This window comes from Sphingomonas sp. PWP1-2, assembly GCF_049898305.1.
GTDB lineage: Bacteria > Pseudomonadota > Alphaproteobacteria > Sphingomonadales > Sphingomonadaceae > Sphingomonas > Sphingomonas glacialis.
Window position 1 is genome coordinate 489230 of the sequence record NZ_JAFCXM010000001.1, and the last position, 24726, is coordinate 513955.

A 24726-nucleotide genomic window follows, 5' to 3' on the forward strand; every position below is an offset into this window, starting at 1 on the left:
TCCTTACGCCTGAGCGGCCGACGCTTCGGGCGCCGCTGCTTCGGTGGACTTCTTGTCGGCTGCCTTATGGTCGCCGATCGCGGTGATGCGCAGGATCGTGTGACGCTGACGATGGCCGTTCTTGCGACGATAGTTGTGGCGACGACGCTTCTTGAAGACGATGACCTTGTCGGCCTTCGCCTGCGCGATGATCTCTGCGGTGACCGTCAGGCCCTCGAGCGATGCCATCTCCGAGCCTTCGCCCGCGAGCAGAATGTCACCGAGCGTAATCGACGCCCCAGCTTCGCCGTCGAGCTTCTCGACGACGATCTTGTCTCCGGCGGCAACGCGATACTGCTTGCCGCCTGTGCGCACGATTGCGAACATGGCCCTCATCACCTTCAAAAATACCTGTGCTCCACGCAACGGCAAGCCGAGCGCGGGAAAGAAGCGCCAGCTATGCGAGAGCGAGCTCGCTGTCAACCGCCGAGGTGCGGGCGATGCGCTGCAAAAGCGTTGCTCAAACGCAATAGTAGGGCCGAAATCGCCCTATTTTGGATGAGTGGATGCCCGATCGTGAAGTTTATGTTGCATCGCTAAACGACCTGTGGCGCAATCCGATTCGGAGCAGACGAGGCGAAGACGAATCCGGCGCAGCACCAGTGCCGGAGAGTCTCTAGCAGCGCATGGTTTCCAAAGTGCAGGCTGCGGCGCAGAAGTCTCTGTGTTCGCTGAAGAAGCGCATGTCTGAAGTCGAATAGAATTTCTGTAAATGCCGGGTTGAACGGCAGGGGGGACTGTGCGCTTCCGATCCGGGCGGTGCACGATACGGTATAGGTTCAGGTGAAATCTATCAAAACAGGGGGAATAGCCGTGATGTTCAGACAGTCCATTTCGTTGCTGGCACTTGCTGCCGGTCTGAGCGCATCACCTGCGTTCGCGGCACCCGCCACGGCGCCCGAGCCGCCGGCACAGGCGCTGACCACCGCAGCGGGAGCCGCCGTTGCGCAGGAAGCGCCGAGCGATATCGTCGTCATCGGCACGCGCCGGACCGATCGATCGGTCACCGATTCGGCATCGCCGATCGATGTGATCAGCTCAGCCGAGCTGGCTCAGCAGCCGGCGGTGAACATGCTCGACGCCGTCCGGAACCTCGTTCCGTCGTTCTTCGTCCCGCAGAACACCATCTCCGACGCATCGACCTTCGTGCGCGCGCCGTCGCTGCGCGGCCTGGGGGCGGACCAGATCCTGGTCATGATCAACGGCAAGCGGTACAATCGTTCGGCGCTCGTCAACGTTTATACCGGTGCCGACACGGCGCTGTCGTTCGGGTCGCAAGGCTCCGACATCGGCAACATCCCCGCGATCGCGATCGGCAATCTGCAAGTGCTGCGCGACGGCGCGACCGCGCAATATGGCGCCGACGCGTTGGCGGGGGTGCTCAACTATTCGATTCGCAAGGACGTCGGCTTCGAGGCGCAGGCGCTTTACGGACAGACCTATCGCGGCGACGGCGAAAGCAAGATCTTTTCGGGATATGGTGGGCTGAAGCTCGGCGAACGTGGCTTCGTCAGCCTTGCGGGCGAATATTACGACCAGGGCCAGACCAGCCGCGGCGTTACGCGCGCCAGCGCGATCACCATCCAGGCGAACAACCCCGCGCTCACCGTGCCGAACCCGGCGCAGATCTGGGGAACCTCGCCGGGCCATGGCTACAAGCTGTTCGCCAATGCGGCGCTCGACGTGGGCGCGCAGAGCCAAATCTATTTCACCGGAAACCTGGCGCATAGCGAGACCAACCAGAGCTTCAACTATCGCCCGTCGCAGACGAACGGCGGGTTCGTTCGCAACGATGGCACGGCGAACTCAACGGTGACATTGAGCCGCAACGGATCGTTCAACCCGATCTTCACGACGGCCTGCCCTGCAGGCAATGCGACCTGCCCGACGGGTGGCTTTGTCAATTCGGCGTCGACGCAATTCCCGCTGAACAACGGCGCGACCTACAGTTTCGCGAGCCTCTATCCGGGTGGCTTTACGCCGCGCTTCATCGGTAAGGTCGATCAAATCTATGGGACGCTGGGCTTCAAGGGCAAGACCGGCAGCGGCTTCACCTACGACCTGTCGGGGACGTTGAGCCGCAACTCGCTCGACCTGTCGATGAACAACTCGCTGTCGGCATCCTACGGCCCGCAGAGCCAGACGAGCTTTCAGTTCGGCAAGCTGATCCAAAGCGAAATCACGCTGAACGCCGATTTCACCTATCCGCTCGAAGTCGGCTTCGACAGCCCGATCGTGCTTTCGGCTGGTTCGGAGTATCGCCGCGAGCGGTATGAAAAGACGACCGGTGACCTGCAATCCTATGGTGCGGGGCCCTTTGCGTCGCAGCCACTCTATGACCTGGTCGCGCCGGGCGTGTACCAGCGCACCATCGTGCGCGATGCAGCCGGCGTGCCGGTCCTGCTCAACGGCGCCGTCCAGCCTGTCACCGCGACCCAGTCGCCGGCCGCCAGCGGCTATGGCGGCACCAGCCCGAACTTTGCGGGCGTGTCGACCCAGAAAAGCTATGCGTTCTACGTCGGTGCCGAAACCGACATCACCAAGGCGCTGACGGTCGGCTTTGCGGGCCGGTACGAAAACTACAACACCTTCGGCGGCGTCTTGGTGGGCAAGGCGAATGCGCTATTCCGCGTAACCGACGCGGTGTCGCTGCGCGCAACGGTCGGCAACGGCTTCCACGCGCCTTCGCCGGGCCAGAACAACACGCAGGTCGTGACGACGAACTTCCTCGGCGGCAATCAGGTGCAGACCGGGACCTATCCAACGTCGAGCACGATCGCGCAATTCTACGGCGCCGGGCTGCTCAAACCCGAGCGGTCGACCAATTATGGGGCGGGTATCGTCCTGAAGCCGACCAGCGCGCTCTCGCTGACGGTCGATGGCTACATCATCCAGATCAAAAACCGCATCGGCATCTCGCAGAACTTCACGGTGACCCCGGCGAACATCACGGCGCTGCCGGCGCTCGCGTCGGTCGGTCTGGGCGGTGTGGTGAACTATTTCACCAACGGCTTCGACGTCTCGTCAAAGGGGGTCGAGGCGGTGGCGAACTATCGCACCAAGCTGCTGGGCGGGCCGATCAACTTCACGCTGGCGTATAGCTACAACAATTTGAAGGCGAAGAACATCAAGCTGACGACCACCGGACAGCCGCTGGTCAGCTTGCAGCAGCAATATAACATCGCCAACCTCGCGCCGCGCCACCGCATTACCGCCTCGGCGGGGTGGCAGGTCGACGACTTCTCGATCAACGCGCGCGCCAATTATTTCGGCGAATGGTCGAACGCGCTCGAGTACAACCTCGTCGCACCGGCCGCCGGCGCAACGACGGCGCCGCCGTCGCAGATCTTCGGGGGAAAGGCGTTGTTCGACCTCGACGTCAGCTACACCTTTGCCGAGCACTTCACGTTGACCTTGGGCGCGAACAACCTGTTCAACACCTTCCCCGACAAGATCAAGGCATCGCCGGTCAACCCGATCTATGCGCTTTCGGGCGGGCTGAACGACGGCCAGGTCTATCCACGCTCGGGCGGACCGTTCGGCATGAACGGCGGGTTCTACTACGCCCGCCTGCGCGTCAAATACTGAGGGTAGCATGATCCGGGGGCAGCGATGCTCACGGGCCTGGGTTGCGACACGATCAACGAAAAGGGGCGGCGGATCGCACGATCCACCGCCCCTTTCTCCTCGTCACACGCAGGCGCGAATCAGTGGCGGTGTTCGCGCCGCAACGGGTATTTGCCGTCCTCATATTCGCCGAACAGCCCCGAGATCGCCGGATGATCGACTGGCTCGTCGAGATCGTCGGGCACCAGATTCTGCTGGCTGACATAGGCGACGTAGCTCGACTCCATGTTCTCGGCGAGCAAATGGTAGAAGGGCTGGTCCTTGCGCGGGCGGATGTTCTCCGGGATCGCGTCATACCATTCGTCGCTGTTGGCGAAGACCGGGTCGACATCGAAGACCACGCCGCGAAAATCGAACATGCGGTGGCGCACGACGTCGCCAATCGCGAAGCGTGCGTGGCTGATCGGCGCCAGCGGAATTTCGGCGGAGAAGGGCGGGGAGGTAATCGGGGTGCGGTGCATGGGTCTAACTTAGGCCCTGTTCCGCGCTGCACAAGAGAATGCTGCGGCAAAGCCTTGCGCTCCCCGATCGACTGCGTTAGTGGCCCCCGCTCACCGACCGGTGCCGCTTCGTGGGTCTCCCTCACAGACGGCATCATATGACCTCGCGGAGAGGTGGCAGAGTGGTCGAATGTACCGCACTCGAAATGCGGCGTGCCCTCACGGGTACCGTGGGTTCGAATCCCACCCTCTCCGCCATTTCCTTATCTGCAAGACAAGGCTAAAGCCCGCCACATGGCATCCTACAAAGAACCTTCCTTCAAAGACCGCGCCGCCCTCTCGGCCGACGCCAAGCAGCGCGCCCTCGAGAAGTTGAAGGCCAAGCCGCCGGTCGATCCCGCCGTCGTCGCTGCCCGCGCCGCCGCGCGTGAAGCGAAGGAAGAGGCCGAAGCCAAGAAGCGCGAAGAGAAAAAGGCCGCGCTCGAACAGGCCCGGCTCGACAAGCTCGCCAAGGCCGCCGCCGCCGAGCAGGCGATCAAGGATGCCGAGCAGGCCGCGATCCAGGCCGAGATCGACAAGAAGGCGGCGCGCGACGCGCGTTACGCCGCGCGGAAAAGCCGCAAGTAAGCGTCCGGCGCGAACGGGGGGCGTCTCCCCGTTCGACGCGATCCGCATATCGCGATAGCGTGAGCGCCAGTGCGCTGGTGAGGAACGCTTTTTATTAACTGACGTTTCATTCCGCGCGCAGCCATCCGGCTAGACGCCGGAGGTGATCTTGAGACAACGCGACGACTGGCATCTTACCGACGTGCTCGAGTATGAACACGGACGCGGCGATCCGTTCGCCGCTGCGGTTCGCGCGACGCGCATGCCGATGGTCATCACCGACCCCGCACAGCCCGACAATCCGATCGTCTTCTGCAACGTCGCGTTTCAGCGCCTGACGGGCTATGATCGCGAAGAGATCATCGGTCGCAATTGCCGGTTCCTCCAGGGGCCCGACACCGATCCTGCAAAGATCGCGGAAATCCGCGACGCGGTCCGTGACGGGCACGCCGTCGACGTCGACTTGCTGAACTATCGCAAGGACGGCACGACCTTCTGGAACGCGCTGTATCTGTCGCCCGTCCGCGACGCCGATGGCGTCGTGCGCTTCTTCTTCGCCTCGCAGTTCGACGTGACCGAGCGCGTCGAGGCGCAGAATATCATCAACGACCAGAAACTGCTGGTCTAGCGCGAAGTCGAGCGTCGCACCGCCGGTCTGCGCGCCGCGCTCGAGGCAAAGACGTTGTTGCTCCACGAGGTCGATCATCGCGTCAAAAACAATCTGACGATGATCGGATCGCTGCTGCGCCTGCAAGTCCGCACGATCGACGATCCGTCGATCGCGGCCAAGCTCGATTCGATGCTCGAGCGCGTCGACGCGTTGGCGGTGGTGCATCGCCAGCTCTATCAATCGTCCGATATCGCGCGGTTCGATATCGGCAGCTTTGCGGAAAATCTGATTTCCGACGTGGTGGGGTCGAGCGGCCGGGGCGACATCGATCTGGATATCAAGGCGCAACCGCTGTTCGTCGATGCGGCGAACGCCTCGGCGCTCGGCTTGATCCTCAACGAGATCCTCACCAACGCCGTCAAGCACGCCTTTGCCGACGGCCGGTCGGGGAGTTTGAGCCTGCTGGTCGAGGGCGAGGAGGATCACGGGATCATCAAGATCTGTGACGACGGTCCCGGCATGCCCTCGAGCCAGCGGAGCCGGAGCATCGGCACGTCGCTGATCACGCGTCTCGCGCGGCAGGCCAATGCCGAGGCGACGTGGCGCGACGCCAAGCCCGGCACGTGCGTGACGATCACCTTCCCCAAGACCGAGATGCGATCATGACGCGGACCATGGACGTGCTGGTCGTCGAGGACGAAATGCTCCTGGCGATGGATATCGAGGCGATGATCGAGGATAGCGGGCATCGCGTCCTCGCCGAGGCCGCCAGCCTGCAGGACGTTCAGGCGCTGCCCGACGATCTCAATCCGCAGCTCGCATTCGTCGATCTTCATCTGGCGCACAATTCGACCGGCTTCGAGGTGTGCAGCTATATCCGCCAGCATTGGCCGGATACGCTGATCATCTTCGTGACCGCGAACGTCTCGAAGATCCCGGCGGATTTCTCGGGCGCGCACGGCGTCATCGCCAAGCCGTTTTCGCATGCCGGTGTCGTCAACGCGATCAAATATCTGGCGGACGGGGCGTTCGATCCACCACCGTCGATCCCGCGTCCGGCGAGCCTCGTCGCCTCGCCGCATCTCAAGACACGCTGGGGCTGAGCGCCGACGCCGTTACGGCAGCCCGCGCGCCAGTTCCTCGAGCCACACCCGCGCCGTGCCGTCCGACGGCGCGCGCCAGTCGCCGCGCGGGCTGAGCGCGCCGCCCGACGAGACCTTGGGGCCGTTGGGGATCGCCGAACGCTTGAACTGGCTCGTCGCGAAGAAGCGGTGGAGGAATTTCTCGAGCCAGCCGGCGATCGTCGGAAGGTCATAGGCGACTCGGCCCGCCGCCGGGAAATCGCGCGGCCAGCGGCCCGCGCTCGCGTCGCGCCAGGCGTGGAGTGCGAGGAAGGCGATCTTCGAGGGCGCCATGCCGTGGCGCACGACGTGGTGCAGGAAGAAATCGTTGAGCGCATACGGCCCGATTCGCGCCTCGGTGCTCTGGATCGCACCGTCGGCGCCGGCCGGCACCAGTTCGGGCGAAATCTCGGTGGCGAGAATCGCCTCGAGGATCGCGTCGGTCGCGCCGTCATACTGATTCGTGCGGATGCACCAGCGGATCAGGAACTGGATCAGCGTCTTGGGCACGCCGGCATTGACCGCGTAGTGGCTCATCTGGTCGCCGACGCCGTAGGTGCACCAGCCGAGCGCCAACTCTGACAGGTCGCCGGTGCCGACCACGAGCCCGCCGCGCTGGTTCGCTAGGCGGAAGAGGTAATCGGTGCGCAGGCCCGCCTGGACGTTCTCGAAGGTCACGTCATAGGTCGGTTTGCCATCCGCGAACGGGTGGCCCATGTCGCCGAGCATCTGGCGCGCGGCGGGGCGGATGTCGATCTCGGCGCCGCTCACGCCGAGCGCGCGCATCAGCGCCCAGGCGTTGTCCTTTGTCCCGTCGCTCGTTGCGAAGCCTGGCATGGTGAAGCCGAGGATATGGTCGCGCGGGCGGCCGAGGCGGTCCATCGCCTTGGCGGCGACGATCAGCGCGTGTGTCGAATCGAGCCCGCCCGACACGCCGATGACGAGGCGTTCGGCGCGGGCCGCTTCAAAGCGCTTGAGGATGCCCTCGACCTGGATGTTGAAGGCCTCGTAGCAATCCTCGTCGAGCTTCTCGGGCGTGTTGGGGACGAACGGGAAGCGGCGCTGGTCGCGGAGCAGGCCGATGTCGCCGAAATCGGGCTGGTGGGTGAAGCCGATGCGGCGGAAGCGCGTCTCGGGGTTGCCCGCGAGCCGTGCCGAATCGTTGAAGGTACCGACGCGCATCCGCTCTTGCGCGATTCGCCCGACATCGACATCGGCGAGCACCAGCTCCGAGTCGCGCCCAAAGCGCGTCGATTCGGCGAGCAGCTCGCCGAGTTCGTGGACCATGCCCTGGCCGTCCCAGGCGAGATCGGTCGTGCTCTCGCCCGAGCCGGCGGCGGAAAAGACATAAGCACATACCGCGCGCGCGGATTGCGAGGCGCACAGCATCGCGCGTTCGCGCGCCTTGCCGACGACGATGTTCGATGCGGACAGGTTGCAGCAGATCAGCGCGCCGGCGAGTGCGCCCATCGTCGAGGGCGGGGTCGGCGCCCAATAATCCTCGCAAATCTCGGCATGGAGTACGAAATCGGCGAGATCGTCGGCGGCGAAGAGTAGGTCGGTGCCGAACGGGGCGGTCTGCCCGGCGAGTGTGATGTCGCTGACCGGCAATCCGGCGCCACTCGCGAACCAGCGCTTCTCGTAATATTCGCGGTAATTGGGCAGGAAGGTCTTGGGCACCACGCCGAGGATCCGCCCGCGCGCCATCACGACCGCGCAATTGTAGAGCCGCCCGTTGCGGACCAGCGCCGCGCCGAGCACGAGGACGGGGCGCAGCTTGGCCGTCGCCTCCGCCACCGCGGCGATTGCCGCCTCGGTCGCGCGCTGCTGCGCGGTCTGCAAATGCAGATCGTCGATCGCGTAGGAGGTGAGGTTGAGCTCGGGGAAGACGAGCAGGTCGGCGCTTTGCGCATGGCCCTGCTCGGCGAGCGCGATCGTCGCCGCCGCATTGGCGGCGCAATCGCCGACGGTCGCGCGCGGGGTCGCCGCGCCGACGCGGATCAGCCCGTGGCTGTGGATCGAATGGAACGGGTGCGCCTTCGCCATCCACACGCGCTTAACGGGCTTTGCTTTTGAAAGCGACACCCTGCACGGTCGGTTGGCCATCACCAGGAGGTTCGACAATGCAGATCCGCGTACGCGCGCGCCTCGGACTGGCGCGATGAGCCGGATCGGCCGCCTCAAGATCAAGGCGCAGCTCTATTGCGGCGACGAACTGGCGATGGGGCCGGGCAAGGCCGATCTGCTCGACGCGATCGCGCGCGAGGGGTCGATCTCGGGCGCGGGGCGCGCGATGGGGATGAGCTATCGGCGCAGCTGGCTGCTCGTCGACAGCATGAACCGGTGTTTCGTCGAGAAACTGGTCGAGACCGTCGCCGGTGGCGGGGCGAGGCGGGGGGCTTCGCTCACGCCGACGGGCGTAGCGGTGCTCGCCGCTTACCGCACGTTGGAGGCGGCGCTGGCCGAATCGGCGGGGAGCGGCGCTATGGCCGAGCTCGACGCTTTGCTGCGCGCGGTGCCGCTACCGCCGGTCAGGGACGACGGATGATCAGCACTGGCGCGGCGGCGGCCTTGCTGCCGGCGATCTGGAGCACGTAGCGACCGGGCGCGAGTTTGAAGTCGACCATCTTGGCGATGCCGCTGCACGCCACGCCGTGTGCGTGGGCGGTCGAGGTCTGCGCCTTGCGGCCCTTGACCACGTCGATCCATGCCGGAGTGCCGAGGATCACGCGGTAGGTGCCGGTCCGCGCGATCGAAAAACTCGCCATGCCGCCGAGGCTGGTCGGCTCGCCGGTCTTGGACGGCGTGAACGGGTAGCGGACCGAATCCTTCGGCGCGAGCATCAACTCGGTGCGACGGCCGACCGTCAGCCGCGTGCGGGCGAGCGTATTGCGGTCGGTCGCGGCGGCGAGGCTCGGGCCGGTCTTCCAAGCCGCGAGATCGGCGGGGAGCGGCGCGGCGGGGGTCGGGCAGGTCTCGGGCGCGTGCTCCATCGGCGCCGCCTGCGCGGCGACGAGGACGGGGGCGAACAGCAGGAACAGGGAACGCATCGGGGGTCGCCTTTGCCGGAGGATCGCCCGGGCTATACGATCGCCCGAGAAGTCGGGCAATTCACGAGACGACGCGCCGCGCCTCGCCGACCTGCCAGGCGAGCAGCGCCGGCACCGCGATGATCACGTCGCGCGCGCGCTTGAGCAGCGACAGCGCGAGCGCGGTCGCGGGCGGCAGACCGACGAGCGGGCCGATCAGCACATAGGCCGCCTCCTGCACCCCGATCGCGCCGGGGATCGCGAAGGCGACGCTGCGCAGCGTGAAGATCAGCGCTTCGATCATCAGCACCGCCCACAGCGGGACGTGCGAGCCCATGAACTGCAGCGCGATCCACGCCCCGGTGGCGCTCGCCAGCCACGCCGCGAGGTTGAAGGCGAAGGCGAGAAGGACACGCTTGGGCTCGCGATAGATCGCGTCGAGCTGGTCGCGCACCGCCGCCATCGCCGCGACCGATCCGGGGAGCATCCGTGCACCGAGCGAGCCGGCGAGTTTCAGCACCGGCTTCTGCGCGAACACGAACAGCAGCATCAGCGCGATCATCGCCGCCACCCCGCCGAGCGCGAGCGAGACGATGCCTTGTTGCACCGGGGCGTGTGACAGCACCATCAGCAACACCGCGACGCCGCCGAGCGTAAAGATCAGTTGCGCCGCCATCTCGGTCGTCATGTCGGCGATCATCGAGGCGTAGATCACCGGCTGTGGCACGCCGAACGCGGCGAGCGTCCGCGCCCCGACGACGAGGCCGCCGAGCTGCGAGAAGGGGAGGATGTCGGTCGCCGCCTCGCGCGTGGTGCGCGCCCAGACGAACAGCCACAGCCGCTCGCTCGGCTGGTCGGTCGCGACCGCGAGCCACGCCATGCCGAGCAGGCCGAGCACGCCCGCCGACCAGAGCACGAACGTCGCCATGCCGATCCAGCCGATCGACCCCATCGCGGCGAGCACTTGCCCGATCCCGACGGTGCCGACGGTCCCCGCAGCAACGGCGAGGCCGACGATCGTTGCGAGGAGGAGCCCGATACGGGCGGAGCGGCTCATCGTGTGCCCGATACTGGAGCTGGGCTACCTTCGTCACCCCGGGCTTGTCCCGGGTTCCACCGGGATGCGCGGCCTGCGGGCCGAGCGAGCGCGGCACGGTGGACCCCGGCACGGGGCCGGGGTGACGGAAGTGGGGTGGCGGGGTGGCCGTCTTCAGGGCGGCGCGCAAGGGTTGGCCGGGCGAGGGTTCGCGCAGAGGCGCAGAGGCGCAGAGCGGGTGCGCGCGCTTTGCGCGACGCGCTCGCTTTCAGGCCGGAAAGGGCGCCGGCGCTTCGCGACGCGCGCGACTCCCCTGCGCCTTTGCGCCTCTGCGCGAACCCTTCAACCCCAGCCACGTATCGCCATCTCCGAAAGAGTTAAGCCGCTGTGGCAGCTTTCTTCTTTCCCATAAAGCGCAACACCAGCCGGATCGCGCCAGGGACAAACTTCGGACGGATCAGCCGCTGATCATAGACCGACAGCCGCCGGTCGTTCTCGGCAAGACAGATCGCCGCGAGCTCGGGGAATTCGATCTCGACGCCCAGCTCCTTCGAGCCGTTGAGCGTGAAATTGTTCTCCTGCGCCTTGGTATTGTCGTCGCCCATGCCCTTGGCCATGTCGATCCGTTCCCAGATGAGCGCGATCCACACCGCCCAGACCTTCAGCTCGAACCACGGTCGGCGCCACAGCGGCATGGTGCGGCGGTGCCACGCGACCCAGTTGACGAAGAACAGGATATGCCGTCCTTCCTCGCGCATCACCGGCTCGAACGTCTCGACCAGCTCCTCGGGGAAGAAGCCGGTATCCTTGGCGATCTTGAACAGCCCGAAGCCGAAAAAGCTGTCGATGCATTCGGAAAAGCCCGTCCGCATGAAGGCGAACTCGGGGTCGCGCGGACGCTTATACTCTTCCTCGGGCTGGAGCTCGATGCCGTAGAAGGTGACCATGTCGGCGAGCACGATCTTGTGGCGGCTCTCCTCATACGCGTTCATGTCGATCGCGTCGCGGAGCAGCGGGTCGGCGATCTGCTCGCCGTACGTCTTGACGTTCATGCCCGCGCGACCCTCGGTCGCGACAGCGATGTCCCAGATCGGCAGCGAGACGATGCGCTGGCGCGTTTCCTCGTCGATCACCGGCCAGTCGATCAGCGCGGGGCGATACGGGTCGTGCGTGTCGAGCATCGTGCGGCAGAACAAGGTCTTGTGCGCATCGCTGCCGAGCGGAACGCGCGTGCCGGGGGCGGGGCCGGCGGGGGCCATGGATTTGGGGATGAAGTTCATCGGGTCTCTCCCGGTTACAGATCGGCGAAACGCGCCAGGGTTATACCACGCTCGGCGACGATCGCGCGCGCGCTGGAATCGAGCAAGGCGGCGAATTCGGCTTCGTACTGATAGCCCGGCGCCGATAGCGGATAGGGGCCGGTGGCAGGGTGCAGATAGATCTCGCTGACGCCGTCGGGTAGATGCGCCAGCACGCCGCGCAGCCGCTCGGCATGCATCGCGCCCGACCAGGCGAGGCCGAAGACGCGGTCGGGCACCTTGACCCCACGCTTGCGCGCCGCGACCTGGACGAGCTTGGCGAAGGGCCGGGCGATGTCGATGCCGCTGACGGGCTCGAACTTGGCCAGTGTCGTGCGATCCTCGATCGGCGCGCGCATCGCCGTCATGCCGTGGCGCAAGCCGACGTCGAGCAGCACGCCGGCGATGACCGGGTGCGTGTGCATGTGCTTATGCGTGTTGACGTGATCGAGCGGGAGGCCGGTCGCTTCGAACAACGCGAATTGCGCTTCGATCTCGGCCTCGAGCTGACGGCGGACCGATTTCAAGCCGACGAGTTTCAGAGCGACGGGGAGCGACTCGATGCGGAACTTGCCGTGCGCATCGACCAGATCGGGGATCTGCGCCGGCGGCAGCGCGGGCGGTGTCTCGGCAAGCGCGACGTGCAGCCCGACCCCGAGCGTCGGTGTTCGCCGCGCGCGCTCGACCGCATCCGCCGCGCCTGCGCCCGTCACCATCAGGCTGGTGACGGTCAGCACGCCCTCGCGATGCGCCTGCTCGACGGCGGCGTTGACCTCGATCGACACGCCGAAATCGTCGGCGGTGATGATGGCGGTCTTCACGCCGGCGCGAAACCGTAGAACACCGGGTCGGCGAGCACGGCATCGGCGACGTTCTGTGGGTTGGGCACGGCGATTCGCCGCAGCAGCGCGATCATCGCGCTACGATCGCGCGCGCGAACGGCGTCCTCCCACAGCTCGACCCGGCCCGTCGCGGCGAGCCGCTCGTTGACCGTCATTCCGGCAAGCGTCATCGTCATCGGTTCGGCTCAGGCAGGCTCTTTGCGGCGGCGCAGGAAGTCGAAGAATTCGACGCCCTCGCGCAGGCGACGCTTCATCATCTGCCAGTCGGTCAGCATCTCGCGGACGATGTCCCAGATCTTCGACGGGCGGAAGTAGAAGCGCTTGTAGAACTCCTCAACCTTGTCGAAGATCAGCGCCGACGGCAGATGCGGGTAGGACAGCTGCGCGATCTGCGTGCCGCCATCGGTCAGCAGGTGGTCGCCACCGTCGAACCAATTGTTCTCGACCGCCTGCTTGTAGAGGAACGTCCCCGGATAGGGCGCCGCCAGCGACACCTGGATCGTGTGCGGATCGATCTCCTTGGCGTAGTTGATCGTCTCCTCGATCGTCTCTTCGGTCTCGCCCGGCAGCCCCAGGATGAAGGTGCCGTGGATGACGATGCCGAGTGCGTGGCAATCCTTGGTGAACTGCCGCGCGACGTCGACGCGCAGGCCCTTCTTGATGTTGTGCAGGATCTGCTGGTTGCCGCTCTCATAGCCGACGAGCAGCAGCCGCAGGCCGTTTTCCTTGAGGATCTTGAGCGTCTTGTACGGCACATTGGCCTTGGCGTTGCACGACCAGGTCACGCCCAGCTTGCCGAGCTCGATCGCGAGCTCCTCGACGCGCGGAAGGTTGTCGGTCAGCGTGTCGTCGTCGAAGAAGATTTCCTTGTTCTGCGGGAAAGCCTCCATCACGTATTTCACTTCCTCGATCACATGGCCGATCGAGCGCGTGCGGTAGTTGTGCCCGCCGACGGTCTGCGGCCACAGGCAGAAGGTGCAGCGGCTCTTGCAGCCACGGCCGGTGTAGAACGAGACGTAGGGGTGGAGCAGATAGCCGCCGAAATACTTCTCCATCTGCAGATCGCGCTTGTAGATCGGCGAGACGAAGGGGAGGCTGTCCATGTCCTCGATGACCTTGCGGTCCTTGTTGTGGATGATCGCGCCGTCGTCGTCGCGCCAGCTGATCCCCTCGACTTCGCGCAGCGGCATGCCGTTGGCGACATCGACGATCGTGAAATCGAACTCGTTGCGCGCGACGAAGTCGATCGCGGTCGAGGTCTCTAACACCTTGGTCGATTCGACCGCGGCCTTGGCGCCGATGAAGCCGATCTTGATGCGCGGGTTGCGCTGCTTGATCAGCTCGGCGGTGTGGACGTCCTGACGGAACGACGGGGTCGAAGTGTGGAGGATGACGAGGTCGCGCTCGTCCATCTCATGCTTGATGTCGTCCCACGACTGGTCGTGCGCGGGGGCGTCGATCAGCTTCGAGCCCTCGACCATCGCGGCGGGCTGGGCGAGCCAGGTCGGATACCAGAACGACTTCACTTCGCGCTTCATCTGGTAGCGCGCACCGGCACCGCCGTCGTAACCGTCGAACGAGGGAGCCTGGAGAAAAAGGGTCCGCAACATGTCTTAGTGCTCCGTGGCCGCTGCGATGCGGCCGTCCTGCTTCATTGTAAGGGTCGCCCCGCGCCAATCAACCGACCGGACGAAGAAGCTGGCGATATAGACCGCAAAAGCGGCGAAATCATGCAGCAACGCGATTCCGAACGACGCGGCCGGTCTCCCTACCGCCGCATCGACGCTTCGCACAACCACCCAGCGCGCGAAAATTGCTGCAAGTGCGAGGATGCCGCCGGCGGCGGGCCAATAGAGCGCGGCCAGCACCGCGACGGGGAGCGGCAGGCCGACGATGCTGCCGACGTAGGGCCAGAAGGTCAGATCGCGCACCGTGGCCGCCCAGCGCAGCTCGTGGCGCCATAGGGCGTCGGCGCTGCTCTCGTCGCAGGCATGGGTGACGAGCATCGGCGGCACCGCGACCTCCAGCCCGAGCGCGCGAACGCTCGCGCCGATCGCGTAATCGTCGGCGAGCACGTCGGCGAAGCGGGCGAACCCGCCGATCGCGTCGAGCGTCTCGCGCCGCAGCGCGATCGTCGATCCCATGCACGGCGTGGCGAGCCGTTTGGCGACGCCGAAGGTCGCGCCGAGCAGGAACTGATAGCTGACGCCGACGGCGGCCATCCGCGACCAGAAACCGGCATCGCCGCGCCCGCGATAGAGGCAGGTGACGGCTCCGACGCCTGGGGCATCGAGCGCGGCGAGCAGCTGCGCGAGATAATCGGGCGCGACCGCGATATCACTGTCGCTGAGGATCAGGATCGGATGGCGTGCGACGCGGTCCATGTTGATGAGGTTCGACAGCTTGCCGCTCGCGCCGTGGCTGGTCGCGTCGATGACGAGCTCGATATCCGCTTGCGGGTGTGCTGCCTTGAGCGCGGTAACCACGCCGATCGCGGGATCGTCCGCACGCTGCACGCCGAGGACGATTTGCAATGGCCCGCCGTGTGTCTGTGCGAGGAAGGTCGCGAGGTTGTCGAACAGCCGCGGTTCGGCGCCGTAGAGCGGCTTGAGCAAAGTGACGGCTTCTTTGCGTGCCGGCGCGGGGACGGCTGCGGCGAAGAAGTCGCGGAACGTGTGCGCGGAGACGAGCAGGAAGCCGACCCCGCACGCGGCGATCGCAATCGCCAGCCAGCCGAGCGCCGTACCGATAAGGATTGGGAGATGCTGCACGATGGTGGCCCTTACGCTGCCGGAGCGGGGTGGGCTAGGCGGTGCAAAATGTGAAAAGCGCGTCATGTCTTTGCGCTTCCTGTCGTCACCCCGGCCTTGTGCCGGGGCCCACCGGGCAACGACGCTGCGCCTTGACGTGCTGCGGCGCGCGCGCGGCGCGGTGGACCCCGGCACAAGGCCGGGGTGACGGTGATGTGGCAACGCTGTGTTTGGGTAACGGCAGATTATGCGGCGTTTCCGGCAACCGATCCTCCCCCTGGCGGGGGAGGATTGCCGTCGCCGGAACGCGGTGGACGCATCGCGGAGGTTTGACTGGACGCCGCGGCGTTCTACAGCGCGGCGGCAAGGAGATACGGTGGCGGACGCAGACATCACACTGGTAACGGGGGTTTCCGGCTTCGTCGGTTCGGCGGTCGCGCTCAAGCTGGCAGCATCGGGCGCGCACGTGCGCGGGCTGGTGCGGGCGAGCAGCGCGCGGACCAACCTCGCCGACTTTCCGGGCGAGCTCGTCGAGGGCGATGCGCGCGATCCCGTCGCGACGGCGCAGGCGATGGCCGGTGTGCGGCACCTGTATCACGTCGCCGCCGACTATCGCATCTGGGCGCGCGACCCCGAGGAGATCGTCCGCAACAACCGTGCGAGCGCCGCGACGGTAATGGAGGCGGCGCTTGCCGCCGGCGTCGAGCGGATCGTCTATACGAGCAGCGTCGCGACCTTGCTGCCCCATGATGGCCGACCGTCCGACGAGACTCGCCCCGCGACGCCTGAGCAGGCGGTTGGCGCGTACAAGCGCAGCAAGGTGGTGGCCGAGCGGTTGGTCGAGTGGATGGTGCGCGAGCAGGGGCTGCGCGCGGTGATCGTCAACCCGTCGACGCCGATCGGTCCGCGCGATGCGCGCCCGACGCCGACCGGGCGGATCATCGTCGAGGCGGCGAGCGGGCGGATGCCGGCGTTCGTCGAGAGCGGGCTCAACCTCGTCCATGTCGATGACGTCGCGGACGGGCATATCGCGGCGATGGCGAAGGGGCGGATCGGCGAGCGCTATGTGCTGGGCGGGCAGGATGTCGCGTTGCGCGAGATGCTGGCGAGCGTGGCCGGGATCGTCGGCCGCAAGCCGCCGACGGTGCGGATTCCCCGCGCGCCGCTGTTTCCGCTGGCGTGGGTCAATGAGCAGGTGGCGCGCGTGACGGGGAAAGACCCGTTCCTGACGCTCGATTCGCTGCGGATGGCGGCGCACGATATGTACTATTCGAGTGCCAAGGCCGAGGCCGAGCTGGGGTATCGCGCGCGGCCTTACCGTGACGCTTTGAGCGAGGCGATCGCGTGGTTTGCGCAGGCGGGGATGCTGGCGTGATCGTGCTGGGGGTGGCGGGGGTGTCGCTGGCGATCTGGCTGGTGCTGGTGTTTGCGCGCGATGGGTTCTGGCTGACGCGCGAGCGGGACGGTCCCGTCACCCCGGACTTGATCCGGGGTCCATGCGAGCCGGCTGCCGAACCGAACGACCGCCGTGGGGGCGAAGGTCTCGCATGGATGCCGGGTCAAGCCCGGCATGACGGTAAAGGGTGGCCGTCGGTCACGGCGATCGTTCCCGCACGCGACGAGGCGGAGGTGATCGCGCGCTCGATCGGGAGTCTGGCCGCGCAGGATTATCCCGGCGATTTCCGTATCGTGCTGGTCGATGATTCGAGCAGCGACGGCACCGCCGATATCGCCCGCGCGCTCGGGTCGGACCGGCTAAGCGTCGTTACCGGCGCGCCGCTCGCGTCCGGCTGGACCGGCAAGCTCTGGGCCGTCTCGCAAGGGATCGCCGCCGCGGGCGACGCGCCCGACTACCTCCTGCTCACCGACGCCGACATCGCCCACGCCCCCGACACGCTGCGCAGCCTCGTCACGCGCGCAGTCGAGGACGATCGTGTGCTTGTCTCGCTGATGGCGCGGCTGCGCTGCAAGAGTCTGGCCGAGCGCGCGCTGATCCCGGCATTCGTCTGGTTCTTCCAGATGCTCTACCCGTTCGCCACGGTGAACCGCCGCGGGCGCGGGCTGGGCGCGGCGGCGGGCGGCGTTATGCTGGTCGAACGGAAGGCGCTCGAAGCGGCAGGCGGGATCGCCGCGGTGCGCGCGGCGCTGATCGACGATTGCGCGTTCGGCGCGTTGATGAAGACCCAAGGGCCGGTCTGGCTCGGGCTGACCGATCGCGCGAAGAGCATCCGGCGCTACGACACATGGGGCTCGGTCGCGGCGATGATCTCGCGCTCGGCGTATGCGCAACTCCATTATTCGCCGCTGCTGCTCGCGGGCACGACGCTCGGCCTCGGGCTGACCTATCTCGCGCCGCCCGTGCTGGCGATTGCCGCGCGCGGCCCCGCGCAATATGCTGCGATCGCCGCGTGGGCGTTGATGGCGCTGGCGTTCCAGCCGATGGTGCGCTTCTACCGCCGCTCGCCATTTTGGGGACTGCTCCTGCCTGCCATCGCGACCTTTTATGCCGGATGTACGCTGCTCTCGGCGTGGCAGCATGTCCGCGGGCGCGGCGGGCTGTGGAAGGGCCGCGTCCAGGCGGATCTCGCGGCATGAGCGGCGCGACCACCGCCGATGCGCTCGCCTCGGGCAAGGGGCATAAGGACGAGAATTTCCCCGTCGCCTCGGTGCTGCTCAAGCCCGAGCATCGCGCGCCCGTAATGGCCTTCTACCGCTTCGCTCGCGGCGCGGACGACGTGGCCGACAATCCGGCGGTCTCGGCCGACGAAAAGCTCGCACTGCTCGGCGCGATGCGTGCGACGATCCTGGGGACGCGCGATGCCGACGCGGCCTCGGTCGCGCTGCGCACGACGATGGAGGCGCACCGGATCAGCCCGCAGCACGCGCTCGACCTGCTCACCGCATTCGAGCGCGATTGCACGGTAAACCGCTGCGCCGACTGGGCCGCGCTGATCGACTATTGCCGCTATTCTGCGATGCCTGTCGGGCGCTACGTGCTCGACGTCCACGGCGAGGACCAGGCGACCTGGCCCGCATCCGATGCGCTGTGCGCGGCGCTGCAAGTGATCAACCACACGCAGGACTGCGCGAAGGATTATCGCGCGATCGGGCGAGTCTATCTCCCGCTCGACCTGATGGCGCAGCACGGCGCGCGGCTCGACGACCTCGAAAAGCCCGTCGCCACGCCGGGCCTGCTGGCGACGATCCGCGATCTCGCCACGCGCAGTCAGCACTTGCTCGACGAATCCGCCGGGTTCGCCGGGCAGATCCACGATCGCCGCCTCGCGGTTGAAGTCGCGATCATCCACCGGCTCGCGGTAAGCCTGACGCAGCGGCTCAAGACGCGCGACCCGCTGTCGCAGCGCGTCCACCACCGCCCATATGAAGCGCTCGGGCTTGCGGCGTTGGCGGCGGTGTCGCAAACGGTTAAGGGGCGGGGATGAACCCCAAGGCGACCCCCGCGCAACTCCAGGCGCAAGTCTCCGGCAGCTCCTTTTATGCCGGCATGCGCGTGCTCCCCAAGGTGCAGCGCGAGGCGATGTACGCGGTCTACGCCTTCTGCCGCGAAGTCGACGACATTGCCGATGACGAGATCGGCGACCGGCCCGCGCGGATGGCGGCGCTCGACGCGTGGCGTGCCGATATCGAATCGCTGTACGCGGGCGGCAATCCCGGGCGCGCGGCGCTCGTCGCCGAGGCGGTGCGCCGCTTCGCGCTCGACAAGGCCGATTTTCTGGCGGTAATCGACGGCATGGCGATGGATGTCGATCGCGATATCCGCTGGCCCTTGATGGCCGAGCTCGAACTCTATTGCGACCGCGTCGCCTCGGCGGTCGGGCGACTGTCGGTCAAGATCTTCGGGATGGAGGACGCGGTCGGCGTCGCGCTTGCGCACCATCTCGGGCTCGCGCTGCAATTCACCAACATCCTGCGCGACGTCGACGAAGACGCGGGTATCGGGCGCGTCTATCTGCCGCGCGAGGCGCTGCTGGCGGCAGGGGTCGAACTGCTCGATCCGATCACCGTGGTCGGCGATCCGCGTGTCGATGCCGCAGCGCGGGTGCTCGCGGCCAAGGCGCACACGCATTTCGCCGCGGCGCAAGCGATCCTCGACGCGCGGCCGCGTGGGCATCTCATCGCACCGCGGCTGATGGCGGCGGTGTACGCGCCGATTCTGGTGCGGATGGAGGCGATCGGCTGGGCGCCGCCGCGCACCCGGATCAAGGTCAACAAGCCCGCGCTGATCTTCACCGTGTTGCGGCTGATGCTGTTCCGTTGAGCGCGCGGGTCCGGATCATCGGCGCGGGAATGGCGGGGCTCGGCGCCGCGGTCGATCTTGCGCGCGCAGGCGTCGCGGCCGAGCTGATCGACGGCGCCGCGCAGGCCGGCGGGCGGTGCCGTAGCTATCACGATCCGCAGCTCGGCCGCACGATCGACAATGGCAACCACCTCGTCTTGTCGGGCAATCGCGCGGTCAACGCCTATCTCGGCGCGATCGGCGCGCTCGACCGGTTGAGCGGGCCACTGCACGCCGACTTCGCGTTCGTCGATCGCGCGACGGGCGCGCGCTGGTCGGTTCGCATCAATGACGGGCGGCTGCCGTGGTGGATTTTCCGAGATGGCCGCCGCGTGCCGGGCACGCGCGCGAGCGACTATCTGCGGTTCGGCGGGTTGCTCGGCGGTGGCGCGGGGCAGACCGTTGCCGATCGCGTCGCGCCGCGCGGCGCGGTGTGGGACAAATTGATCGAACCGATCCTGCTCGCGGTGCTCAACACCGCGGCGGCAGACGGATCGGCGCGGCTGACCGCGGCGGTGATGCGCGAGTCGCTGGCGATGGGCGGACGCGCGAGCCGACCGCGGATTGCCGAGCCGACACTAGCGGCGGCGTTCGTCGACCCTGCGCTGACGTGGCTCGAGGGGCAGGGGACGCACCTGACGCTCGGGCGGCGGCTGCGCGCGCTGAAGTTTGCCGACGACCGCGTCGTCGCGCTCGATTTCGGCGCGGGCGAGGAGCCGCTGGCGCCCGGCGAGTCGGTGATCCTCGCGGTGCCGCCATGGGTCGCGCAAGCGCTCGTGCCGGGTCTGCTCGTCCCGACCGACTTCCGCGCGATCGTCAACGCGCATTTCGCTTATGTCCCGCCGCCCGGCGTCGCGCCGATGCTCGGCGTGCTCGGCGGGACGGCGGAATGGATCTTCGCCTTTCCCGATCGGCTGTCGGTAACGATCAGCGCGGCCGACGCGCTGGTCGAGCTCGACCGCGCCGAGCTCGCGGCGCGAATCTGGGCAGATATCGCGGTGATCCACAAACTGCCCGCGACGCTGCCGCCGTGGCAGATCGTCAAGGAAAAGCGCGCCACCTTCGCGGCGACGCCCGAGCAGGATGCCAAGCGCCCGCCCGCGCGCACGCGCTGGCGCAACCTGTTCCTCGCGGGCGACTGGACGCAGACCGGGCTCCCCGCGACGATCGAGGGCGCCTTGCGATCGGGTGAGACCGCTGCCCGCTTGGCGCGTGGCGCCGCGGTCGGCTAAGGGCGGGGCATGACTATCGAGACGATCGACCGCGCGAGCCTGGTGAACGAGGCGGACGCCACCGCGAGCCGTGCCGCGGCGGCTCTGGGCGAGCTCCAGCGTGCCGACGGGCATTGGGTGTTCGAGCTCGAGGCCGATGCGACGATCCCGGCCGAATATGTGCTGCTCAAGCACTATCTGGGCGAGCCGCGCGACGTCGAGATCGAGCGCAAGATCGGCACCTATCTGCGCCGAATCCAGTCGGCGAGCCATCACGGCTGGGGGCTGTTCCACGGCGGCGCGTTCGACGTGAGCGCGAGCGTGAAGGCGTATTTCGCGCTCAAGATGATCGGCGATCCGGTCGACGCCCCACACATGGTGCAGGCGCGCGCCGCCATCCACAAGGCGGGGGGCGCGGCGGCGGTCAACGTGTTCACACGGATCCAGCTCGCTTTGTTCGATTGCGCCGACTGGCGGACGGTGCCGACGCTCCCGGTCGAACTGATCCTGCTGCCGCGCTGGTTCCCGGTCCATCTCTCGAAGATGTCGTATTGGGCGCGGACGGTGATCGTCCCGCTGCTCGTGCTCGCCGCGAAGAAGCCCGTTGCGCGCAACGTTTCGGGCGTGCGCGTCGACGAACTCTACACGCACAAGCGCGCGCCGCTCGAAAGCCGGGCGGCGGGGACCAAGCGCGCCTGGACGGCGTTCTTCGGCGGGGTCGATGTCGTGCTCAAGGCGGTGGAGCCGCTCTGGCCGAAGCGCACGCGGCGGCGCGCGATCCGCGCGTGCCTCGACTTCGTCACCGAGCGGTTGAACGGCGAGGACGGATTGGGCGCGATCTATCCGGCGATGGCGAACAGCGTGATGATGCTCGATTGCCTGGGCTGCCCGGCGGACGATCCGATGCGGGCGATCGCGCGCGAATCGGTCGAGCGGCTGCTCGTGATCAAGGACGACGAGGCCTATTGCCAGCCGTGCGTGTCGCCGGTGTGGGATACCGCGCTTGCCGCGCATGCGATGCTCGAGGCGGGCGGCGACGACGCCGAGGCGCGCGCGATGGCGGGGCTGGCGTGGTTGAAGCCGCTCCAGGTGCTCGACGTGAAGGGCGACTGGGCCGATGAAAAACCCGACGTGCGCCCGGGCGGCTGGGCGTTCCAGTACAACAACGCGCATTATCCCGATCTGGACGACACCGCCGTCGTGGTGATGGCGATGGACCGCGCAAAGGATCGCGGTGGCTTGCGCTATGACGAGCCGATCGCGCGCGGTGTGGAATGGACCGTTGGCTTGCAGAGCAAGGACGGCGGCTGGGGCGCGTTCGATGCCGACAATAGCTATCATTACCTCAACAACATCCCCTTCGCCGATCATGGCGCGCTGCTCGACCCACCGACCAGCGACGTCACCGCGCGCGTCGTGTCGATGCTCGCGCAGCTGGGCGAGACCGATTCGCCGCGGATGAAGGCCGCGCTCGCTTTCCTCGAGAAGGAGCAGATGGCCGACGGCAGCTGGTTCGGGCGCTGGGGGGTGAATTACATCTACGGCACCTGGTCGGTGCTGTGCGCGCTCAACGCCGCGGGGCTCGATGCGAAGCATCCGATGGTGCGGAAAGGGGCCGACTGGCTGCTCCACATCCAGAATCTCGACGGCGGCTGGGGCGAGGATTGCGAGAGCTATGCGCTCGATTACAAGGGCTATACGCCTGCGGCGTCGACCGCATCGCAGACCGGCTGGGCGCTGCTCGCGCTGATGGCGGCGGGGAAGGTCGATCATCCCGCGGTCGAGCGTGGGGTGAAGCATCTGATCGCGACGCAGGCGGCTGATGGGCTGTGGGGGCAGGAGAAATATACGGGCGGCGGTTTCCCGCGCGTGTTTTACCTCCGGTATCACGGGTATCCGGCGTATTTCCCGTTATGGGCGGTGGCGCGATATCGCAATTTGAAGCGCTCGAATGCGGGCCGGCCGGCGTTCGGGATGTGACGCTGCTCGTCGCCTGCGGGCTGCACCGCGAGGCGGCCATTATTGCGCGGCCGGGTGTTGTGGTGGTCGCTGGTGGCGGGGATGCGGCGCGGTTGGAGCGTGAGCTCGAGGCGGCTGTGGCTGGGGCGACCGCGATCCTGTCGTGCGGCGTCGCGGGCGCGCTCGATCCGGCATTGCGTGCCGGCGATGTCGTGGTGGGCACCCTCCACGACAGCCGTCACCCCGGACCTGTTCCGGGGTCCACCGTGCCGCAAAATCTACGGCCCGAGCACGCGCGGCACGGTGGACCCCGGGGCGAGCCCGGGGTGACGGAGAAGGGGACTGGGCGCGAATTCGTGCGATGGATCGCGCACCATCTTCCCGAGGCGCACGCTGGCACAATCGTCGGTGCCGATACGATCATCGCTTCCGCCGCGGAAAAAGCGGCGCTCTATGCGCAAACCGGCGCGATCGCCGTCGACATGGAATCGCACATCGCCGCGCGAGTCGCCGCGCGCCACGGACTGCCCTTCGCGATCCTGCGCACGATCTCCGACAGCGCCGACCACGCGCTCCCGCCGGCAGCGCTCGTCGGCATGAACCCCGACGGCAGCGTCGCGCTCGGCGCGATCCTCAAATCGCTGGCGAAAAACCCCGCACAGCTCCTCGCGCTCCTCCGCACCGGCCGCGATGCCGGTGCGGCGTTCCGCAGTTTAAGCCGCGCGCTGGGTGCGCTTGAAGCCGTCGGGATCGGCCGCCTTGATCTTCGCGAGCTCAGCCTCGACATGCGTTGAGTGGACGTCCTCGGCCTTGCGCGCATGGCTGAGGTCGATGTCGGGCGCCATCGGCCCCTCGGTGCGGATGCCCTTGCGGCCGACGGTGAACATCTTCAGCGGATTGCGCACGGCGTCTGCTGCAGCGGTGCCCTCGAAGCCGCAATGCACCATGCAGTTCGAGCACTTTTCATATTTGCCGACGCCGTACTGATCCCAGTCGGTGCCTTCCATCAGCTCGGCAAATGTGGGCACATAGCCCTCGCCGACGAGGTAGCACGGCTTCTGCCAGCCGAAGACGGTGCGCAGCGGCATCGACCACGGCGTGCACTCGTAGGTCTGGTTGCCCGCGAGGAAATCAAGGAACAGCGGCGAGTTGGTGAAGCTCCACGCCCGCGCGCCATCGCCGCGCGAGAAGACGTCGCGGAAGAAGTTCTTGGTGCGCTCGCGCGTCAGGAAATGCTCCTGGTCGGCGGCGCGCTCGTACGAATAGCCCGGCGAGATGGTGATCTCGACGCCCAGCTCTTCCATGATGTCGAAGAACCCGGCGAGCCGCTCGGCCGATGCGCCCTCGAACACGGTGCAATTGACCTGGACGCGGAAGCCCTTCGACTTGGCGAGCTTGATCGCGTCGATCGCGATTTCGTACGTCCCGTCCTGGTCGACGGCGTGATCGTGCATGCCCTTGTCACCATCGAGATGGATCGACCAGGTGAAATACGGCGACGGCTTGTAGTCGTCGATCTTCTTCTTGAGCAGCAGCGCGTTGGTGCAGAAGATCACGAACTTCTTCTTCGCGATATAGCCCTCGACGATCCGCGGCATGTCGCGGTGGAGCAAAGGCTCGCCGCCCGCGATCGACACGGCGGGCGCGCCGCAATCGTCGATCGCTTCCATGCACTGCTCATACGACAGGCGCTGGTTGAGGATCGCGTCGGGATAATCGATCTTGCCGCAGCCGGGGCAAGCGAGATTGCAGCGCAGCAGCGGCTCGAGCATCAGCACGAGCGGGTATTTGCCGCCCATGATCTGGTTCTTGAGCGTGTAGGCGCCGATGCGCATGAGCGGAGCGAGGGGAAGCGTCATGG

24 protein-coding genes and 1 tRNA gene are annotated in these 24726 nt (G+C 66.8%); 14 read left to right on the forward strand and 11 right to left on the reverse strand.

Translation table 11 applies throughout. The annotated features are described in order from the left end of the window. Positions 1-3 precede the first annotated feature (3 nt). Positions 4-366: a 50S ribosomal protein L21 gene (gene rplU / locus ACP7C5_RS02380; RefSeq protein WP_133189923.1), complete on the reverse strand. Its 363-nt coding sequence runs from the start codon at positions 364-366 to the stop codon at positions 4-6. A 489-nt stretch (positions 367-855) separates the two neighbouring features. Here rplU and ACP7C5_RS02385 point away from each other — a divergent pair, with 489 nt between their 5' ends. After that, complete coding sequence (locus tag ACP7C5_RS02385) at positions 856-3627, forward strand: TonB-dependent receptor plug domain-containing protein (RefSeq protein ID WP_426263056.1); 2772 nt, start codon at positions 856-858, stop codon at positions 3625-3627. Between the two features lie 119 nt (positions 3628-3746). Here ACP7C5_RS02385 and hspQ read toward each other — a convergent pair whose 3' ends face one another. Beyond that, positions 3747-4127 carry a heat shock protein HspQ gene (hspQ, locus tag ACP7C5_RS02390; protein WP_133189921.1) on the reverse strand — a complete coding sequence of 127 codons (381 nt, stop codon included), beginning with the start codon at positions 4125-4127 and terminating at the stop codon, positions 3747-3749. A gap of 147 nt (positions 4128-4274) precedes the next feature. Here hspQ and ACP7C5_RS02395 point away from each other — a divergent pair. From ACP7C5_RS02395 to ACP7C5_RS02415, 5 genes are all read left to right on the forward strand, one after another. Continuing rightward, positions 4275-4364: transfer RNA gene (locus ACP7C5_RS02395), tRNA-Ser, on the forward strand. A 36-nt stretch (positions 4365-4400) separates the two neighbouring features. Then, a complete protein-coding gene (locus tag ACP7C5_RS02400) occupies positions 4401-4733 on the forward strand; it encodes a DUF6481 family protein (protein WP_133189919.1) in 333 nt (110 codons plus the stop codon). Positions 4734-4881: 148 nt separating this feature from the next. Next, positions 4882-5340: a PAS domain-containing protein gene (locus tag ACP7C5_RS02405; protein WP_426263057.1), complete on the forward strand. Its 459-nt coding sequence runs from the start codon at positions 4882-4884 to the stop codon at positions 5338-5340. Between the two features lie 54 nt (positions 5341-5394). Further along, positions 5395-5988, forward strand: a complete 594-nt coding sequence (locus ACP7C5_RS02410; RefSeq protein WP_426263058.1) for a sensor histidine kinase — start codon at positions 5395-5397, stop codon at positions 5986-5988. Continuing rightward, positions 5985-6425, forward strand: coding sequence for a response regulator (locus ACP7C5_RS02415; protein WP_189675445.1), 441 nt, complete (start codon positions 5985-5987; stop codon positions 6423-6425). The genes ACP7C5_RS02410 and ACP7C5_RS02415 overlap by 4 nt, the downstream gene beginning before the upstream one ends. A gap of 12 nt (positions 6426-6437) precedes the next feature. Here the strand turns inward: ACP7C5_RS02415 and ACP7C5_RS02420 are convergent, their stop codons facing one another. Then, positions 6438-8489, reverse strand: a complete 2052-nt coding sequence (locus ACP7C5_RS02420) for an NAD(+) synthase (RefSeq protein WP_426263059.1) — start codon at positions 8487-8489, stop codon at positions 6438-6440. Between the two features lie 115 nt (positions 8490-8604). Here ACP7C5_RS02420 and ACP7C5_RS02425 point away from each other — a divergent pair, with 115 nt between their 5' ends. Next, on the forward strand, positions 8605-8991 hold the full coding sequence (locus ACP7C5_RS02425; protein ID WP_426263060.1) for a winged helix-turn-helix domain-containing protein: 387 nt from the start codon (positions 8605-8607) through the stop codon (positions 8989-8991). On the opposite strand, the gene ACP7C5_RS02430 is transcribed toward ACP7C5_RS02425, so the two are convergent. From ACP7C5_RS02430 to hpnI, 7 genes are all read right to left on the reverse strand, one after another. After that, positions 8975-9493, reverse strand: a complete 519-nt coding sequence (locus tag ACP7C5_RS02430) for a hypothetical protein (protein WP_426263061.1) — start codon at positions 9491-9493, stop codon at positions 8975-8977. The genes ACP7C5_RS02425 and ACP7C5_RS02430 overlap by 17 nt on opposite strands. Positions 9494-9554: 61 nt before the next feature. After that, positions 9555-10529: a lysylphosphatidylglycerol synthase domain-containing protein gene (locus tag ACP7C5_RS02435; RefSeq protein WP_426263062.1), complete on the reverse strand. Its 975-nt coding sequence runs from the start codon at positions 10527-10529 to the stop codon at positions 9555-9557. A 356-nt stretch (positions 10530-10885) separates the two neighbouring features. After that, positions 10886-11788 carry a ferritin-like domain-containing protein gene (locus ACP7C5_RS02440; protein WP_426263063.1) on the reverse strand — a complete coding sequence of 301 codons (903 nt, stop codon included), beginning with the start codon at positions 11786-11788 and terminating at the stop codon, positions 10886-10888. 14 nt (positions 11789-11802) lie between these two features. Beyond that, on the reverse strand, positions 11803-12627 hold the full coding sequence (hpnK, locus tag ACP7C5_RS02445; RefSeq protein WP_426263064.1) for a hopanoid biosynthesis-associated protein HpnK: 825 nt from the start codon (positions 12625-12627) through the stop codon (positions 11803-11805). After that, complete coding sequence (locus ACP7C5_RS02450; RefSeq protein WP_426263065.1) at positions 12624-12824, reverse strand: hypothetical protein; 201 nt, start codon at positions 12822-12824, stop codon at positions 12624-12626. The genes hpnK and ACP7C5_RS02450 overlap by 4 nt, the downstream gene beginning before the upstream one ends. Before the next feature lie 9 nt (positions 12825-12833). Continuing rightward, positions 12834-14258, reverse strand: coding sequence for a hopanoid biosynthesis associated radical SAM protein HpnJ (gene hpnJ / locus ACP7C5_RS02455; RefSeq protein WP_322160422.1), 1425 nt, complete (start codon positions 14256-14258; stop codon positions 12834-12836). A gap of 3 nt (positions 14259-14261) precedes the next feature. Beyond that, positions 14262-15419: a bacteriohopanetetrol glucosamine biosynthesis glycosyltransferase HpnI gene (gene hpnI / locus ACP7C5_RS02460; RefSeq protein ID WP_426263066.1), complete on the reverse strand. Its 1158-nt coding sequence runs from the start codon at positions 15417-15419 to the stop codon at positions 14262-14264. A 355-nt stretch (positions 15420-15774) separates the two neighbouring features. Between hpnI and hpnA the strand changes: the two genes are divergently transcribed. Genes hpnA through ACP7C5_RS02495 form a run of 7 tightly spaced genes read left to right on the forward strand, consistent with a single transcriptional unit; the run spans position 15775 to position 23659 of the window. Then, positions 15775-16773, forward strand: a complete 999-nt coding sequence (gene hpnA, locus ACP7C5_RS02465) for a hopanoid-associated sugar epimerase (RefSeq protein ID WP_426263067.1) — start codon at positions 15775-15777, stop codon at positions 16771-16773. Next, positions 16770-17993: a glycosyltransferase gene (locus ACP7C5_RS02470; RefSeq protein ID WP_426263068.1), complete on the forward strand. Its 1224-nt coding sequence runs from the start codon at positions 16770-16772 to the stop codon at positions 17991-17993. The genes hpnA and ACP7C5_RS02470 overlap by 4 nt, the downstream gene beginning before the upstream one ends. Beyond that, positions 17990-18841 carry a squalene synthase HpnC gene (gene hpnC, locus ACP7C5_RS02475; protein WP_426263069.1) on the forward strand — a complete coding sequence of 284 codons (852 nt, stop codon included), beginning with the start codon at positions 17990-17992 and terminating at the stop codon, positions 18839-18841. Before ACP7C5_RS02470 ends, hpnC begins: the two co-directional genes overlap by 4 nt. Next, entirely contained in the window at positions 18838-19677 is an 840-nt protein-coding gene (gene hpnD / locus ACP7C5_RS02480; protein ID WP_426263070.1) for a presqualene diphosphate synthase HpnD, read from the forward strand. The genes hpnC and hpnD overlap by 4 nt, the downstream gene beginning before the upstream one ends. Beyond that, a complete protein-coding gene (gene hpnE, locus ACP7C5_RS02485; RefSeq protein ID WP_426263071.1) occupies positions 19674-20927 on the forward strand; it encodes a hydroxysqualene dehydroxylase HpnE in 1254 nt (417 codons plus the stop codon). Before hpnD ends, hpnE begins: the two co-directional genes overlap by 4 nt. Positions 20928-20936: 9 nt before the next feature. Then, positions 20937-22886 (forward strand): squalene--hopene cyclase, encoded by a 1950-nt coding sequence (gene shc / locus ACP7C5_RS02490; RefSeq protein ID WP_426263072.1) that lies wholly within the window; start codon positions 20937-20939, stop codon positions 22884-22886. Continuing rightward, complete coding sequence (locus ACP7C5_RS02495; RefSeq protein WP_426263073.1) at positions 22883-23659, forward strand: phosphorylase; 777 nt, start codon at positions 22883-22885, stop codon at positions 23657-23659. The genes shc and ACP7C5_RS02495 overlap by 4 nt, the downstream gene beginning before the upstream one ends. Here the strand turns inward: ACP7C5_RS02495 and hpnH are convergent. Beyond that, entirely contained in the window at positions 23579-24724 is a 1146-nt protein-coding gene (hpnH, locus tag ACP7C5_RS02500) for an adenosyl-hopene transferase HpnH (protein ID WP_133189883.1), read from the reverse strand. The two genes, ACP7C5_RS02495 and hpnH, sit on opposite strands and share 81 nt — an antisense overlap. Positions 24725-24726 lie beyond the last annotated feature (2 nt).

What these genes read in the sequence shown, in the direction of transcription:
- rplU (WP_133189923.1), bottom strand. Translation starts at nt 366, where the DNA reads ATGTTCGCAATCGTGCGCACAGGCGGCAAGCAGTATCGCGTTGCCGCC.
- ACP7C5_RS02400 (WP_133189919.1), top strand. Translation starts at nt 4,401, where the DNA reads ATGGCATCCTACAAAGAACCTTCCTTCAAAGACCGCGCCGCCCTCTCG.
- ACP7C5_RS02435 (WP_426263062.1), bottom strand. Translation starts at nt 10,529, where the DNA reads ATGAGCCGCTCCGCCCGTATCGGGCTCCTCCTCGCAACGATCGTCGGC.
- ACP7C5_RS02440 (WP_426263063.1), bottom strand. Translation starts at nt 11,788, where the DNA reads ATGAACTTCATCCCCAAATCCATGGCCCCCGCCGGCCCCGCCCCCGGC.
- ACP7C5_RS02425 (WP_426263060.1), top strand. Translation starts at nt 8,605, where the DNA reads ATGAGCCGGATCGGCCGCCTCAAGATCAAGGCGCAGCTCTATTGCGGC.
- hspQ (WP_133189921.1), bottom strand. Translation starts at nt 4,127, where the DNA reads ATGCACCGCACCCCGATTACCTCCCCGCCCTTCTCCGCCGAAATTCCG.
- ACP7C5_RS02450 (WP_426263065.1), bottom strand. Translation starts at nt 12,824, where the DNA reads ATGACGATGACGCTTGCCGGAATGACGGTCAACGAGCGGCTCGCCGCG.
- ACP7C5_RS02430 (WP_426263061.1), bottom strand. Translation starts at nt 9,493, where the DNA reads ATGCGTTCCCTGTTCCTGCTGTTCGCCCCCGTCCTCGTCGCCGCGCAG.
- hpnD (WP_426263070.1), top strand. Translation starts at nt 18,838, where the DNA reads ATGAACCCCAAGGCGACCCCCGCGCAACTCCAGGCGCAAGTCTCCGGC.
- hpnC (WP_426263069.1), top strand. Translation starts at nt 17,990, where the DNA reads ATGAGCGGCGCGACCACCGCCGATGCGCTCGCCTCGGGCAAGGGGCAT.
- ACP7C5_RS02415 (WP_189675445.1), top strand. Translation starts at nt 5,985, where the DNA reads ATGACGCGGACCATGGACGTGCTGGTCGTCGAGGACGAAATGCTCCTG.
- hpnH (WP_133189883.1), bottom strand. Translation starts at nt 24,724, where the DNA reads ATGACGCTTCCCCTCGCTCCGCTCATGCGCATCGGCGCCTACACGCTC.
- ACP7C5_RS02385 (WP_426263056.1), top strand. Translation starts at nt 856, where the DNA reads ATGTTCAGACAGTCCATTTCGTTGCTGGCACTTGCTGCCGGTCTGAGC.
- hpnJ (WP_322160422.1), bottom strand. Translation starts at nt 14,258, where the DNA reads ATGTTGCGGACCCTTTTTCTCCAGGCTCCCTCGTTCGACGGTTACGAC.
- ACP7C5_RS02420 (WP_426263059.1), bottom strand. Translation starts at nt 8,489, where the DNA reads ATGGCGAAGGCGCACCCGTTCCATTCGATCCACAGCCACGGGCTGATC.
- shc (WP_426263072.1), top strand. Translation starts at nt 20,937, where the DNA reads ATGACTATCGAGACGATCGACCGCGCGAGCCTGGTGAACGAGGCGGAC.